At 71.7% G+C, this 14,756-nt stretch carries 14 protein-coding genes; 3 read left to right on the top strand and 11 right to left on the bottom strand.

Features of this window, described 5'->3' with window-relative positions; genetic code table 11:
• The coding region (locus tag ACFV5N_RS15035) for an amidase family protein (RefSeq protein ID WP_385599018.1) at window positions 1–1,191 on the top strand (1,191 nt) is incomplete at its 5' end.
• Window positions 1,192–1,340: 149 nt separating this feature from the next.
• A complete protein-coding gene (locus ACFV5N_RS15030) occupies window positions 1,341–1,547 on the top strand; it encodes a DUF397 domain-containing protein (RefSeq protein ID WP_385599015.1) in 207 nt (68 codons plus the stop codon).
• Between the two features lie 24 nt (window positions 1,548–1,571).
• Here ACFV5N_RS15030 and ACFV5N_RS15025 read toward each other — a convergent pair whose 3' ends face one another.
• Together ACFV5N_RS15025 and ACFV5N_RS15020 are read right to left on the bottom strand one after the other, a co-directional pair.
• Window positions 1,572–2,153: a DNA-3-methyladenine glycosylase I gene (locus ACFV5N_RS15025; RefSeq protein ID WP_385599012.1), complete on the bottom strand. Its 582-nt coding sequence runs from the start codon at window positions 2,151–2,153 to the stop codon at window positions 1,572–1,574.
• A gap of 43 nt (window positions 2,154–2,196) precedes the next feature.
• Window positions 2,197–2,430: a hypothetical protein gene (locus ACFV5N_RS15020; protein ID WP_385599010.1), complete on the bottom strand. Its 234-nt coding sequence runs from the start codon at window positions 2,428–2,430 to the stop codon at window positions 2,197–2,199.
• 84 nt (window positions 2,431–2,514) lie between these two features.
• Here ACFV5N_RS15020 and ACFV5N_RS15015 point away from each other — a divergent pair, with 84 nt between their 5' ends.
• Window positions 2,515–5,682: an NACHT domain-containing protein gene (locus ACFV5N_RS15015; RefSeq protein ID WP_385599008.1), complete on the top strand. Its 3,168-nt coding sequence runs from the start codon at window positions 2,515–2,517 to the stop codon at window positions 5,680–5,682.
• 100 nt (window positions 5,683–5,782) lie between these two features.
• On the opposite strand, the gene ACFV5N_RS15010 is transcribed toward ACFV5N_RS15015, so the two are convergent.
• The 9 genes from ACFV5N_RS15010 to ACFV5N_RS14970 all read right to left on the bottom strand — a co-directional run bounded on the left by ACFV5N_RS15010 (window position 5,783) and on the right by ACFV5N_RS14970 (window position 14,737).
• The gene (locus ACFV5N_RS15010; RefSeq protein WP_019436145.1) at window positions 5,783–8,311 is read right to left on the bottom strand and encodes an ATP-dependent Clp protease ATP-binding subunit; all 2,529 of its coding nucleotides are present in this window, start codon (window positions 8,309–8,311) and stop codon (window positions 5,783–5,785) included.
• A gap of 663 nt (window positions 8,312–8,974) precedes the next feature.
• Window positions 8,975–9,316: an Lsr2 family protein gene (locus ACFV5N_RS15005; RefSeq protein ID WP_385599005.1), complete on the bottom strand. Its 342-nt coding sequence runs from the start codon at window positions 9,314–9,316 to the stop codon at window positions 8,975–8,977.
• 159 nt (window positions 9,317–9,475) lie between these two features.
• Window positions 9,476–10,030, bottom strand: a complete 555-nt coding sequence (locus tag ACFV5N_RS15000) for an amino-acid N-acetyltransferase (protein ID WP_385599003.1) — start codon at window positions 10,028–10,030, stop codon at window positions 9,476–9,478.
• A 9-nt stretch (window positions 10,031–10,039) separates the two neighbouring features.
• The gene (locus ACFV5N_RS14995) at window positions 10,040–10,459 is read right to left on the bottom strand and encodes a BlaI/MecI/CopY family transcriptional regulator (RefSeq protein ID WP_247482240.1); all 420 of its coding nucleotides are present in this window, start codon (window positions 10,457–10,459) and stop codon (window positions 10,040–10,042) included.
• A 61-nt stretch (window positions 10,460–10,520) separates the two neighbouring features.
• Window positions 10,521–10,709 (bottom strand): hypothetical protein, encoded by a 189-nt coding sequence (locus ACFV5N_RS14990; protein WP_385599000.1) that lies wholly within the window; start codon window positions 10,707–10,709, stop codon window positions 10,521–10,523.
• An 84-nt stretch (window positions 10,710–10,793) separates the two neighbouring features.
• Window positions 10,794–11,039 carry a hypothetical protein gene (locus ACFV5N_RS14985; RefSeq protein ID WP_385598997.1) on the bottom strand — a complete coding sequence of 82 codons (246 nt, stop codon included), beginning with the start codon at window positions 11,037–11,039 and terminating at the stop codon, window positions 10,794–10,796.
• A gap of 100 nt (window positions 11,040–11,139) precedes the next feature.
• A complete protein-coding gene (locus tag ACFV5N_RS14980; RefSeq protein WP_019436151.1) occupies window positions 11,140–11,937 on the bottom strand; it encodes a type III pantothenate kinase in 798 nt (265 codons plus the stop codon).
• Between the two features lie 2 nt (window positions 11,938–11,939).
• Entirely contained in the window at window positions 11,940–12,983 is a 1,044-nt protein-coding gene (gene nadC / locus ACFV5N_RS14975; RefSeq protein WP_385598994.1) for a carboxylating nicotinate-nucleotide diphosphorylase, read from the bottom strand.
• Window positions 12,980–14,737, bottom strand: a complete 1,758-nt coding sequence (locus tag ACFV5N_RS14970) for an L-aspartate oxidase (protein ID WP_385599020.1) — start codon at window positions 14,735–14,737, stop codon at window positions 12,980–12,982. The genes nadC and ACFV5N_RS14970 overlap by 4 nt, the downstream gene beginning before the upstream one ends.
• Window positions 14,738–14,756: the final 19 nt, after the last annotated feature.

Raw genomic sequence — 14,756 nt, 5'->3', positions numbered from 1 at the left:
GGCGTCCCGTTCACCGTCAAGGAGAACCTGGCCATCGGCGGCGTCCCCACCACGCACGGCATCGCCCGCTTCAAGGACTTCACCGCCGCCGCCGACGCCCCGCCCGTGGCCCGGCTGCGCGCCGCCGGTGCCATCCCCATCGGTCACAGCAACATGCCCGACCTGGCCCTCGGCGGGGTGCACACCCGCAGCGAACTGTTCGGCGACACCCGCAACCCCTGGGACCCCACCCGCACCCCCGGCGGCACCAGCGGCGGCGACGGCGCCGCCGTGGCCACCGGCATGGCCCCGCTCGGCCTGGGCAACGACTCCGGCGGCTCCGTCCGCATCCCGGCCTCCTTCTGCGGCGTCACCGCCCTCAAACCCACCCACGGCCGCTTCGCCGCCGACCACCGGCTGGGCGAGGACGACCCCACCCTCGCCTCCCAGCTCATCCCGGTGGACGGCCCGCTGGCCCGCACCGTCGGCGACCTGCGGCTCGCGTACGAGGCGCTGGCCGGCCCCGACCCCCGCGACCCGCGCACCGCGCCCGTCCCGCTGTACGCGCCCGGCTCCCCCGCCGCGGCCCCGGTGAAGGTCGCCGTGGTGGCCGACCCCGGCGGCCTCGGCGTCCACCCGCACGTACGGGACGCCATCCGCACCGCCGCCGACCGGCTCGCGGACGCCGGCCACGAGGTGGTGGAGGTGCCGGACGTCCCGCTCCTGGAGGAGGCGCTGGAGACCTACGCGACGCTGGTGATGACGGAGTTCGCGCTGGTCTGGCCCCGGATCCGGCCGATCGTGCCGGCCGGGAGCCGCGCCTACCTCGAAATGTCGATGGACCGCGCCACCGGCGGCGACCTGGGCGGCTATCTGCGGGCGACAGCCGTCCGGCTCACCGTCCAGCGGGCCTGGGCGCGGTTCCTCGACAGCTACCCCCTGCTGCTCGGCCCGGTGTTCACCGAACCGCCGATCGAGCCGGGCCTGGAGTCCTCCGGCCCCGAGGGACACCGGCGGGTGACCGAGGCCATGCGGCTGTGCGCGGCCGTCAGCCTGGCCGGTGTCCCGGCGGTGGCCGTGCCCACCGGGGTACGCGACGGACTGCCGCTCGGCGTCCAGCTGATCGGCGGTGCCTGGCGCGAGGACCTGTGCCTGGCGGCGGCCGGGACCGTCGAGGCGGGCACCGGACGGCTGACACCGGTCGGCGGGTGACGGGCAGCGGGGACGGGTAGCGGGGGACACCGGTCGGCGGGTGACCTGGGCGGCGTTAAGCGGAAAGCCCGGCGGGGAAAGGACGTTCGGGGCCGCCCGGCCCCATCCGTCCCCTCAGTACCAGCGGTTCACCCCGCAGAAAGGTCATCATGCGTCATCTGGTCTGGCAGAAGTCCAGCTTCAGCGGCTCCGGAGGCAACGGATCCTGCGTCGAACTGGCCGCCACCACCCACGCCGCCGTCTGCCTCCGGGAGAGCGACGCCCCGGCCGTCACCCTCACCGCGTCCCGGGCCGCCACCCGCGCCCTACTGACCCGGATCAAGACCGGCCGGATCGCCCTGAAGGCCGCCCCGTAGGCGCCCCGGCCGACCGCCCGCCGGTCAGCGGAACCGGCAGTCCGCCAGGTGGTCGTTGACCAGGCCGCACGCCTGCATGAGCGCGTACGCCGTGGTCGGCCCGACGAAGCGGATACCGCGCTTCCTGAGGTCCTTGGCCAGGGCCGTCGACTCGGCCGTCGTGGCCGGGATGTCCCCGTGCCCCACGGGTGCGCGACGGCCCTGCGCCTCGGGCGCGTACGACCAGATCAGCTCCGTCAGCTCCCCCTCGCGCCAGCCGGCCAGCACCTCCGCGTTGTGCAGCGTCGCGTCGATCTTCATCCGGTTGCGGATGATCCCCGGGTCGGCGAGCAGCCGCGCGGCGTCCTCCGCCGTGAACGCCGCCACCTTCTCGATGCGGAACCCGGCGAACGCCGACCGGAAACCCTCCCGGCGCCGCAGGATCGTCAGCCAGGAGAGACCCGACTGGAACGCCTCCAGCGACAGCCGCTCGAACAGCGCGTCGTCCCCCCGTACCGCCCGTCCCCACTCGGTGTCGTGATACGCGCGGTAGTCCTCGGGACCGGTCCCCCAGGGACAGCGCAACAGCCCGTCCGGGCCGGGCACCGCGCCCGTTGTGTCGCTCATGCCCCCAGTCTGCCCCAGGGCACCGACACCCCCCGGGCCGCCCTCAGGCGACCGCCCGGTAGGGCACCTCCCGCAGATACATCGCCCCGCAGGTGTGGCAGGACGGCTCCTCGGTGTTCCCCCACTTCCGGTCCGACAGGGTCAGCGCCCCGGACGCCATCTCCTTGCCGCACATGGCGATGTTCCCGTCCCCCTCACGCACCATGTGCCACCACTTCACGTCCCCGGGCTCCTCGGGGTCGACGTACTCGGCCCACATCGTGTGCTGTGTGGCCACGGCTGTCCACCTCCTCGTACTCCCTTCCCTCCATGATGGAACGCCCTCTCACGCGATGCGAGCCGAACACCTACGATCCCCACCATGGATCCGACCGGGGGCGGGCTCCGACTCGCATCGAGCGCCATCGCGCCGCTGATCAAGAAACTCTTCCACCGGGACGGCCCGGGCGCCGGACTGACCGACAAACCGGTACGCCTCTCGGCGCTGGTGTCGTTCCGCGGCGAGACCCGCACCCTGGGTGAGCGCGAGCTGCGCAAACTCGCCCGCGAACTCGTCGCCCGCGCGGCGACGGCGGCGGGCCCGCACGAGGCCCCCGCCCCCGACGTACAGGAGGAACTGACCGATGCCCTTACCCGATCACTCCGCGACCTCGGCGAGCTGGACATGGACGACGTCCAGGCCGTCCGGCTGGGCCCGGAAGGTCTCGCCGCCCGCATCGCCCGCCCCGGGGACCTTTCAGCGGCGGCCGAAGCCCGCTACGAAGCCCTCCTCGGCGCCGTCTGCCTCCACATCCTGAACTTCTTCACCCAGCGCTCCACGTTCGTCGCCCGCACCCTCACCGAACAGAGCCGTGACCTGGACCGGCTGATCCGCACCGTCGACCTGCTGACGGAACGCATCCCGGCCAGGTCCGCGGCCGACACGGCCTTCGAGGAGCGGTACACGGCGTACCTCCTCACGAAGCACAGCCACCTCACCATCTACGGCCTGGACCTCTACCAGGCCGACACGTGGCCGCTGGACGCCGCCTACCTGAGCCTGCGCACCACGGAACGGGACACCAGCACCCACCACTTCCCCGGCGACACCGAGCCGGCCCCCGCCCCGAACCCGCCCCAGCCCGCCGAACGTGCCCTGGCCGGCCGGGAACGGGTCCTGCTGCGCGGCGAGGCCGGATCGGGCAAGACCACCCTCGTCCAGTGGCTCGCCCTCACCACCGCCCGCCAGGAGACGGCGGACGGCATGACCCACCTGCTGGGCCGCATCCCCTTCGTGCTGCCGCTGCGCACCCTCACCCGGGGCGGCAGGGACCTGCCCTCCCCCGACGCCTTCCTGTCGGCGGTCGGCTGCCCCTTCCACGCCGCCCAGCCGGCCGGCTGGACCGACCGGGTGCTGACCACCCGGCGCGGGCTGCTGCTCGTCGACGGCATCGACGAGATCCCGGAGGAGGAACGCGAGCCCGCCCGCCGCTGGCTGCGCGACCTGCTGGACGCCTACCCCGGCAACCTGTGGCTGGTCACCTCCCGCCCCTCCGCCGTCCGCGACGACTGGCTGGCGGGCGAGGGCTTCGCGGAACTGACCATGGCCCGGATGAGCGAGAAGGACATCGCCGCCTTCCTCCAGCGCTGGCACCGCGCCGCCCGGGCCGGGGAAGAACTGGAACAGAAGCTGCTCAGCACCATCCGCACCCGCCGGGACCTCACCCAGCTCGCCACCAACCCGCTGATGTGCGCCCTCCTCTGCGCCCTGCACCGGGACCGCCGGGGCTACCTGCCCCACGGCCGCAAGGCCCTGTACGACGCGGCTCTGCACATGCTGCTGGAGCGCCGCGACCAGGAGCGGGGGCTGATGACCGACGGCATCCGGCTGGACGCGGAGTCCGCCGGGCTCCTGCTCCAGAAACTCGCCTACTGGCTGATCCGCAACGGCCGCTCGGAGATGGACAGCGGTGTGGCCCTCGGTGTGCTCGCGCGGGCCCTGCCCTCGATGCCGCACGTGGCGGATCAGGGGACGCCCGAGGAGATCTTCCGCCATCTCCTCGACCGCTCCGGACTGCTGCGCGCGCCGGGCCCGGGTGCGGTGGATTTCGTCCACCGCACCTTCCAGGACTACCTGGGCGCGAAGGAGGCCGTGGAGGAGCAGGACTTCGGTCTCCTGGTGGAGAAGGCGCACCTCGACCAGTGGGAGGACGTCATCCGCATGGCGGTGGCCCACGCCCGCCCCGACGAACGCGCCACCCTGCTCACCGGTCTCGTCAGCCGCGGCGACGAGGAACCGGACCACCGCATCCGGCTGCACCTGGTGGCGATGGCCTGCCTGGAGCACGCCAGCCAGCTGGACCGCGCGACCCGCGAGGCGGTCAAGCGGCGCGCCGCGGAGCTGATCCCGCCCCGGACACGGAGGGAAGCCGAGCGGCTGGCCGCCGTGGGTCCGGTGGTCCTGGAGTTACTGCCCGGCCCGGAGGGCCTGACGGAGGAGGAGGCGCGGGCTGTGGTGATCACCGCCCAGACCATCGGCACCGACGCCGCGATCCCCCGCTTGGTGCCGTACCGCGATCACCCGTCCAGCTCGGTCCGGAGCTGGCTGGCGTCGGAGTGGAGCAGGTTCGACACCGAACGGTACGCGGCCGAGGTGCTGGCACAGCTGTCCTTGGAGGGTCATTTCCGGATCACCGCGTCCACCCCCCGGGAACTGGAGATGCTGCGCGAGCTTCCGGCCCACCGGTACTACTCGCTGCGGGGTGACTTCTCGGCGTCCGAGATCGGCCGGGCACTGGACGGCATGAGGACGGCGATCTCCGGGATCTCCGAGCTGCACCTGTTCCTCGGTGACCGACTGCACGAGCTGGGCTTTCTGCACCGACTCCCCGGGCTCCGGCGCCTGCTTCTGTCGAACGTGAGCGAGCGGCACGATCTCTCCCGGCTGGCCGGTCTCCCGATCAGCGGCCTGAACCTCCGGGGGCCGGGCACCACGCAGCGTACGGACTGGCTGAACGAACTGCCCCATCTGTCCGACCTCTACCTCTGGGACGCGGTGATCGGCCACGACCTGCGCGCGCTCCCCGCCGGGGCGCGACTCCGGTATCTGAGCTTGCCCGCCGGCGTGGACGACCTCCGTCCCCTCAGCACCTGGCCCACCCTGCGCGACGTGGCACTCCCCCTGCTCCGGGTCCCGCCGGGCCCGGCCGGCTGGGCCACCGTCGCCTCGCTGCCGGAGCTGTCCGTCCTGACCGTCTCGGCCGAGGGGTTCGCCGACCTGACCGGCACCGGACTGCGGTTCGCAACCGTCACCACGCTGAGAGCCGACCTCACCCTCGGAGCGGACCGGCTCTCCGCCCTCGTGGACTGTTTTCCCTCGCTCGACACGCTCCACCTCTCCGGAAACCCGGGCTCCCCCGTGGCACTGGCACCGCTGGCAGCCCATTCCTCGCTGCGGCACATCACCTGCGCGGAAACGCTCCGGATCGCGGACGCCTCCCAGCTGCCCCGCCGCATCAGCGTCGTCCCGCATCCCTCGTCGCGCTACTGACCCGCCCACCCCCGCCCCCGCACACGCCGAGCCCCCCACCACCCTGGCGGGTCGTGGGGGCCTCGGCGTACTGCTCGGCTCCGCTCAGCGAGCGGTCGGGTCAGCTCTCCTTGGAGAGGTTCGGCCCGCCCTTCGCGGCCTGTTCCACCGGCGGGGTGTCGGGCAGCGAGGACTTCTCCTCGCCCCGGAAGGTGAACTTCTTGTCCGCGCCTTCACCCTCCGTGTCCACCACCACGATGTGGCCCGGACGCAGCTCGCCGAAGAGGATCTTCTCCGACAGGACGTCCTCGACGTCGCGCTGGATCGTCCGGCGCAGCGGACGCGCGCCGAGCACCGGGTCGTAGCCGCGCTTCGCCAGGAACTGCTTGGCGTCCGTCGACAGCTCGATGCCCATGTCGCGGTCCTTCAGCCGCTCGTCCACCTGGGCGATCATCAGGTCCACGATCTGGATGATGTCGTCCTGGGTGAGCTGGTGGAAGACCACCGTGTCGTCGACACGGTTCAGGAACTCCGGCCGGAAGTGCTGCTTCAGCTCGTCGTTGACCTTGGCCTTCATCCGGTCGTACCCGGTGGCGACGTCGCCGGCCACCGCGAAGCCCATGTTGAAGCCCTTGGAGATGTCCCGCGTCCCCAGGTTGGTCGTCATGATGATGACCGTGTTCTTGAAGTCGACGACCCGGCCCTGGGAGTCGGTCAGGCGACCGTCCTCCAGGATCTGGAGCAGCGAGTTGAAGATGTCCGGGTGCGCCTTCTCGACCTCGTCGAAAAGGACCACCGAGAACGGCTTGCGCCGCACCTTCTCCGTCAGCTGGCCGCCCTCTTCGTAGCCCACGTATCCGGGCGGGGAGCCGAAGAGCCGCGAGACGGTGTGCTTCTCGCCGAACTCCGACATGTCGAGAGCGATCAGCGCGTCCTCGTCGCCGAACAGGAATTCGGCCAGCGTCTTGGACAGCTCCGTCTTACCGACACCGGACGGGCCGGCGAAGATGAACGAGCCACCGGGGCGCTTCGGGTCCTTCAGGCCCGCCCGGGTACGGCGAATGGCCTGGGAGAGCGCCTTGATGGCGTCCTCCTGCCCGATGACGCGCTTGTGGAGTTCGTCCTCCATGCGCAGCAGCCGCGAGGACTCCTCCTCGGTCAGCTTGAAGACCGGAATACCGGTGGAAGCCGCCAGCACCTCGGCGATCAGTTCCTCGTCGACCTCGGCGACGACGTCCATGTCGCCGGACTTCCATTCCTTCTCGCGCTGTGCCTTGGCGGTCAGGAGCTGCTTCTCGTCGTCCCGCAGGGACGCGGCCTTCTCGAAGTCCTGCGAATCGATCGCGGACTCCTTCTCCCGGCGCACGTTCGCGATCTTCTCGTCGAATTCCCGCAGGTCCGGCGGCGCGGTCATCCGGCGGATGCGCATCCGGGAGCCGGCCTCGTCGATCAGGTCGATCGCCTTGTCCGGCAGGAAGCGGTCCGAGATGTACCGGTCGGCCAGCTGGGCCGCGGCCACCAGCGCGGAGTCGGTGATGGAGACGCGGTGGTGCGCCTCGTACCGGTCGCGCAGGCCCTTGAGGATCTCGATGGTGTGCGGCAGGGACGGCTCGGCGACCTGGATGGGCTGGAAGCGGCGCTCCAGGGCCGCGTCCTTCTCCAGGTACTTGCGGTACTCGTCCAGGGTGGTCGCACCGATGGTCTGCAGCTCGCCGCGGGCCAGCATCGGCTTGAGGATGCTCGCCGCGTCGATGGCGCCCTCGGCGGCGCCCGCGCCGACCAGGGTGTGCAGCTCGTCGATGAACAGGATGATGTCGCCCCGGGTGCGGATCTCCTTGAGCACCTTCTTCAGGCGCTCCTCGAAGTCACCGCGGTAGCGGGAGCCGGCGACCAGCGCGCCCAGGTCCAGGGTGTAGAGGTGCTTGTCCTTGAGGGTCTCGGGCACCTCGCCCTTGACGATGGCCTGCGCCAGGCCCTCGACGACGGCGGTCTTGCCGACGCCGGGCTCACCGATGAGGACCGGGTTGTTCTTGGTGCGGCGGGACAGCACCTGCATGACCCGCTCGATTTCCTTCTCGCGCCCGATGACGGGGTCGAGCTTGGTCTCCCGGGCGGCCTGCGTGAGGTTGCGGCCGAACTGGTCCAGGACGAGGGAGGTGGACGGCGTGCCCTCGGAGGGGCCGGCGCCCGCGGTGGCCGCCTCCTTGCCGCCCGAGTAGCCGGACAGCAGCTGGATGACCTGCTGCCGCACCCGGTTGAGATCGGCGCCCAGCTTCACCAGGACCTGGGCGGCGACGCCCTCGCCCTCGCGGATCAGGCCGAGCAGGATGTGCTCGGTGCCGATGTAGTTGTGGCCGAGCTGAAGGGCCTCGCGGAGCGACAGCTCCAGGACCTTCTTCGCCCGGGGAGTGAAGGGGATGTGGCCCGAGGGCGCCTGCTGGCCCTGGCCGATGATCTCCTCCACCTGCTGGCGGACCGCCTCCAGAGAGATCCCGAGGCTCTCCAGGGCCTTAGCGGCGACACCCTCACCCTCGTGGATCAGGCCCAGGAGGATGTGCTCGGTGCCGATGTAGTTGTGGTTGAGCATCCGGGCTTCTTCCTGAGCCAGGACGACAACCCGCCGCGCACGGTCGGTGAACCTCTCGAACATCGTTAATCGCTCCTCAGAGCGGTCAGGCAGTAAAGGGGTCGGTCCCCTCCCTGTCCTTCCGCAGCTTAGTCCCGCAACGGGGGACCGCTCATTCCGACTGTCTGCTCCTGTCCCCGGCCCCGTGTCCCGAACAGGCGACAACAGTTCCAACCCGATGGTGCGAGACGTTGTTCCCGCAGGCCAAGCTCTTGCACCTCGGATGAGTACGCCGACGGCGAACGCCGCCGGGCAACACACCCGGACCTACGGAAATCGCCCCTTCAGTCATGGGCATCCGTGTGGGATTCCTACCCGTCAAGACTGACACTCCATGCCGCCGGGGCAACGGACATCCGCTACAGGCGAACGCGATAATTCTCGATCGCGTCCGGATCGGCCGCCGGGAGCGGGTACGGTACGCGCCCGTCCGCCGACTGTGCGTAACCTTCGCATGCCGCGGGCCACCGCTCAAGACATGACACCGGTGGGGTGAGGCGCCGCGGGTGCGCGGCGCGGGATGGGCGCGGACACACCACAGGGGGCCGCGACAGGAGTGCGGCCCCCCAGGTCAGGGAAGCGCTTGGTCCGCCGGGGCCCTCCCCCGGGACCGGCCCGGGAGGTGCCCCGCGCGGGGCGACTGAGCGCAGGCCGGGGGCGTCCCGCCCCCGGCGCCCGGCCGCGGAATCAGGCGCCGGCCTTCTCGTAAGCCTCGCGAATGTTGGCGGGAACACGGCCCCGGTCATTCACTTCGAATCCGTTTTCCTTCGCCCACGCGCGGATTTTCGCGGTGTCCTGCCCGCTGCCGCCCGCCGGAGCCGCGGTACGGCCGCGACCGCGGCCGCCACGGCCGCTCCCGGCACGCCGGCCGGCCTTCACGTAGGGCTCAAGAGCGTTACGCAGCTTGTCCGCGTTTTCGGAGTTGAGGTCGATCTCGTAAGTCTTGCCGTCAAGCGCGAACGTTACGGTCTCCTCCGCCTCGCCACCGCTGAGGTCATCGAGGAGAAGGACCTGAACCTTCTGTGCCACCGGGCTGCTCCTCATTCATAGTCGCCGAATACCCTTACATACTTGCGGTGTAATCAAACCGCCATTCCAGGGAAAACACAAACCCTGAGTGCTGATTACCCGGCAACTCGATAAGACACAGGGGGACGATTCGGACAAACCTCCGCTCCCGTGTTGCTATCAGAGATGCAACAGCATCCGACTGTTACCCAATGTGTTGGGCTTCACTCGCTCCAGACCGAGGAACTCCGCCACGCCCTCGTCATTGGAACGGAGCAGCTCGCTGTAGACATCCCCGTCGACGGGGGCATCACCGATCTCGGTGAAGCCGTGACGGGCGAAGAACTCCACTTCGAAGGTCAGACAGAAAATGCGCCGAACACCGAGCCAGCGTGCCGTCTGGAGCAACTTCTCCAGCACCCGGTGGCCGACCGCATGGCCCTTCAGCTGCGGATCGACGGCCAGCGTCCGCACCTCCGCCAGGTCCTCCCACATGACGTGGAGGGCGCCGCAGCCGACCACCCGGGCGTCCGAGTCGCGTTCCGCCACCCAGAACTCCTGAATGTCCTCGTAAAGGGTCACGGTCGCCTTGTCGAGGAGGATGCGGTCCCGTGCGTAGAGATCGATGAGACGGCGCACCTCGGGCACATCCGTGGTCCTGGCCCTGCGGACGGTGACTTCCGTAACCGGGTGCGGCCCGTTCTTGGCTTCGTTGGCTTCCGCTGCGTCTGACACGGACGGAGGCTATCGCTGGGAAGGACCCTCTTCCGGCCCGGGGGGCGGCTCGCGGGACTCCCGCGATCCGTCCAGCGCGGTGACCCGGAGCGCGTCCCGCAATGCCTCGGTCTGCTCGGCCGACATCATCCCGAAGAATGCGACGAGGGCCGCCGCCGGGTTGTCGGACTCGGACCAGGCGTCATTCATCAATGCCGCTGAGTAAGCGGCTCGGGTGGAGACCGCCTCATAGCGATAGGCCCGCCCCTCCTGTTCGCGGCGGACCCAGCCCTTCTGATGGAGGTTGTCCAGGACGGTCATCACCGTCGTATAGGCGATCGAACGGTCCTGGCGCAGATCTTCGAGAACTTCCCGCACCGTGACGGGACGGTTCCACTCCCATACGCGGGTCATCACCGCGTCTTCCAGTTCACCCAATGGCCGAGGCACACCGGAAGAATAACCGCGGCGCGGAAAATTACGGCATGTGTCCGTTTCGCCGGATGTTGGCTCAGCTCTTGCCGGCCGCCGGCGCCTCGCCCCCGTCGGCCTCCGCGGCGCGGGCGGCGAGCGCCGCGTCCACCGCGGCGTCTTCCTTGTACTTGTTCGCCCCGCCCTGCGACTTGACCATGGTCACGATCACGCCGATGAAGGCGACAGCCATCACCGTGGGAGGGAAGAGAGCGGCGATGTAGTCCATGAGTGGTGGTCTCCTTCGTCCGTGCGGCACCACACTACCCACCGCCGGGACGAGGCCGGGACCCGCCGCCCCGCTACCCGCCGGTCACCCCTGCCCGGGCCCCGCCTCGCCGCCGTCCTTGTCCGGCGGGCGGGTGGCGGGCGCCGGCGGCTGCTGCGGGGCGGGCTTGCGCCGGTGCGGCGGGAAGACCTCGGCCGGCGTCGGCACGGGCCGCTTGGGCTTGGCCCCGGGAGCGGGGGCCTTGCCCGGGCGGCGCGGCTCCTTCTCGCCCGTGCCGCGCTCGTCGCCGTCGGCCTTCGCGAAGACGGGAGAACCCTGTGACGTAAACATATTCCGACATTAAGTGCTTAACAGACAATGTGCAGCTATTCGTCTGCCAAACGGCGTGGCGACCACGCCCGCACCCGGCCCGCCCCCCGGGGCCGGCCCCTCAGGACCTGGCGACGTTCCGCTCGTACACCAGCCGCAGCCCCACCAGCGTCAGCCACGGCTCGTGCTCGTCGATGACCGTCGCCTCGCGCAGCACCATCGGCGCCAGACCGCCGGTGGCGATCACCGTCACATCGTCGGGATCGTCCGCCAGCTCCCGCGCCATCCGCTCCACCACGCCGTCCACCTGGCCGGCGAAGCCGTACAGGATGCCCGACTGCATCGACTCCACGGTGTTCTTGCCGATCACATGGCGCGGCCTGGCCAGCTCCACCTTCCGCAGCTGAGCGCCGCGCAGCCCCAGCGCCTCCACCGAGATCTCGATGCCGGGCGCGATCGCCCCGCCCGCGTACTCACCGCGCGCCGAGACCGCGTCGTACGTCGTGGCGGTGCCGAAGTCGACCACGATGCACGGGCCGCCGTACAGCTCCACCGCCGCCACCGCGTTGATGATGCGGTCGGCGCCGACCTCCTTGGGGTTGTCGGTGAGGATCGGCACCCCCGTCTTGACACCCGGCTCCACCAGCACCGCCGGGATGTCCCCGTAGTAGCGCCGGGTCACCTCGCGCAGCTCGTGCAGCACCGAGGGGACCGTCGAGCACACGCAGATCCCGTCGATCCCGTCACCCAGCTCCTCGCCCAGCAGCGGATGCATGCCCATCAGCCCCTGGAGCAGCACCGCCAGCTCGTCGGCGGTGCGGCGGGCGTCGGTGGAGATCCGCCAGTGCTCGACGATCTCCTCGCCGTCGAACAGGCCGAGCACCGTGTGGGTGTTGCCGACGTCGATGGTGAGCAGCATCGTCAGTCCCGCCCCTCGGCCGCGCGCAGGTCGAGACCGATGTCCAGGATCGGGGCCGAGTGGGTGAGCGCCCCCACGGCCAGGTAGTCGACGCCGGTGGCCGCGTACGCCGGGGCGTTCTCCAGCGTGAGACGGCCTGAGGACTCCAGCGCGGCGCGGCCGGCCGTCAGCTCGACGGCGCGCGCGGTCTCCTCGGGGGTGAAGTTGTCGAGGAGGATCAGCTCGGCGCCCTCCGCCAGGACCTCGGCCAGCTGGTCGAGCCGGTCCACCTCGACCTCGATCGGCACCCCGGGGAACTCCGCACGGACCCGCCGGAACGCCTCGCCGACGCCGCCCGCCGCGACCACGTGGTTGTCCTTCACCAGTGCGGCGTCCGACAGCGACATGCGGTGGTTGACGCCGCCGCCGCAGCGCACCGCGTACTTCTCCAGCGCGCGCAGCCCGGGGGTGGTCTTGCGGGTGTCGCGCACCCGGGTGGCGGTGCCCTCCAGCACGTCCGCCCAGGCCCGGGTGGCGGTGGCGATGCCGGACAGCCGGCACAGCAGGTTCAGCGCGCCGCGCTCGCCGGTGAGCAGATCGCGGGTGCGGGCGGTCACCGACAGCAGCACCTGGCCGGCCGCGACGCGGTCACCGTCCTCGGCGTGCCGCTCGACCTCGAACTCGTCCGTGCACACCACCGACAGCACCGCCTCGGCGATCCGCAGCCCGGCGACCGTACCGGCCTCGCGGGCGGTGAAGTCGGCGGTGGCGATCGCGTCCTCGGGGACGGTGGCCACGGTGGTGACGTCCACGCCGTTGTCGAGGTCCTCCTCGATGGTGAGGTGGGCGATGTCCTCGACGAGGACCGGGTCGAGGCCCGCCTCGGCCAGCAGCGCGGCCAGGTCGGGGTCGAGGCCGCACTCCAGGGGGTCGTGGGCGGGGCCCGCGCCGCCGTCTCCGCAGCCGCAGCCGTCGCCGCAGCCTCCGGGAGCGGCGTCGCCCGGGGCGGAGCCGATGGGCAGCAGCGTCAGCTCCACGGGGGCCGGCCGGTGCGGTGGGGTGGTCACGGGGTCTCTCCTCGGAACGGGTGCTCGGGGTGGGCGGAAGGTTCGGGGTGATCGGGATGCTCGGGGTGATCGGGATGCCCGGCACGGGCGGGATCACCGGGACCGTCGGGGACCTCGGTGCGCACGCGCGGATCACGGCCGTCGCCGCCCGGCCGCAGCGCGAGCACGAGATGACGCCGCCAGCGCGCGTCGTCCCGGTCCGGGAAATCCTCGCGCCAGTGGCAGCCCCGCGTCTCGGTGCGCCGCGCGGCCGCGGCCACCAGGACCCGGGCGACCAGATGCAGATTAGCGGTCTCCCAGGTGTCCGCGCCGGGCTCGGCCGGCTTGCGGTCGGGGTCCGCAGGGTCGCCGGCGAGCGCGTCCAGGGCGCGGGCCGCGGCGGCGAGCCCGGCGGCGTCGCGCAGCACGCCGGCGCCCTCGGTCATCACACGCTGGAGGGTGGCCCTGGCCTCGGGCGGCAGCAGCCGCACCGGCGGGACGGCGCGCGACGGGGGGACGGGCGCGGGCGCCGTCCCGGGCGCCGGGGTGGCGGCGATACGGGCCGCGATGCGCTCGGCGAAGACCAGCCCTTCGAGGAGCGAGTTGGACGCGAGCCGGTTGGCGCCGTGCACGCCGGTGCAGGCGGTCTCGCCGCACGCGTACAGGCCGGGCACCGTGGTCCGGCCGTGCAGATCGGTGCGCACCCCGCCGGAGGCGTAGTGGGCGGCCGGGGCGACCGGGATGGTGCCGGTGACCGGGTCGATGCCGTGCGCCCGGCAGGCCGCCAGGATGGTGGGGAAGCGGTGCTCCCACAGGGCGGCGCCGAAGTGCCGCCCGTCCAGGTACATGTGATCGGTGCCGTGCTCGCGCATCCGCCGCATGATGCCCTTGGCGACGATGTCGCGCGGGGCCAGCTCGCCCAGTTCGTGCTGCCCGGTCATGAACCGGACCCCGTCGGCGTCGACGAGGTGCGCGCCCTCGCCGCGCACGGCCTCCGAGATGAGCGGCTGCTGGCCCTCGGCGCCCGGCCCCAGGAACAGCACGGTGGGGTGGAACTGCACGAACTCCAGGTCGGACACCTCGGCGCCGGCGCGCAGCGCGAGCGCGACGCCGTCGCCGGTGGAGACGGCCGGGTTGGTGGTGGCGGAGAAGATCTGGCCCATGCCGCCGGTGGCGAGCACCACGGAGGGGGCGTGGACGGCGCCGACGCCGTCGTGCCGGCCCTCGCCCATGACGTGCAGGGTGACACCGGCCGCGTGCCCGGCGGCGTCCTTGAGGAGGTCGAGGGCGAGGGCGTTCTCGATGGTCTCGATCCGGGCGGCGCGGACGGCGGCGAGCAGCGCGCGGGAGATCTCGGCGCCGGTGGCGTCACCGCCCGCGTGGGCGATGCGCCGCCGGTGGTGACCCCCCTCGCGGGTGAGGGCGATGGTGCCGTCGTCGGCGGTGTCGAAGCGGGCGCCCTCGTCGATGAGGCGGCGGACGGCGCCCGGCCCCTCGGTGACCAGGGCGGTGACGGCGGCGTCGTCGCACAGCCCGGCCCCGGCGGTGAGGGTGTCGGCGCGGTGCTGCGTGGGGCTGTCGCCCTCGCCGAGGGCGGCGGCGATGCCGCCCTGGGCCCACCGGGTGGAGCCGTCGGTGAGCCGGGCCTTGGTGACGATGACGGTGCGCAGCCCGGCGGCGTGGCAGCGCAGCGCGACGGTGAGCCCGGCGACGCCCGAGCCCACCACGACGACGTCGGCCGTCACCCGCCAGCCGGGGGCGGGGGCCGGGAGCAGCGCGAACGCGCCGCCGGGG

Source organism: Streptomyces sp. NPDC059853, assembly GCF_042731495.1.
Classification (GTDB): domain Bacteria; phylum Actinomycetota; class Actinomycetes; order Streptomycetales; family Streptomycetaceae; genus Streptomyces.
This window is presented reverse-complemented; position numbering and strand designations above follow the sequence as displayed.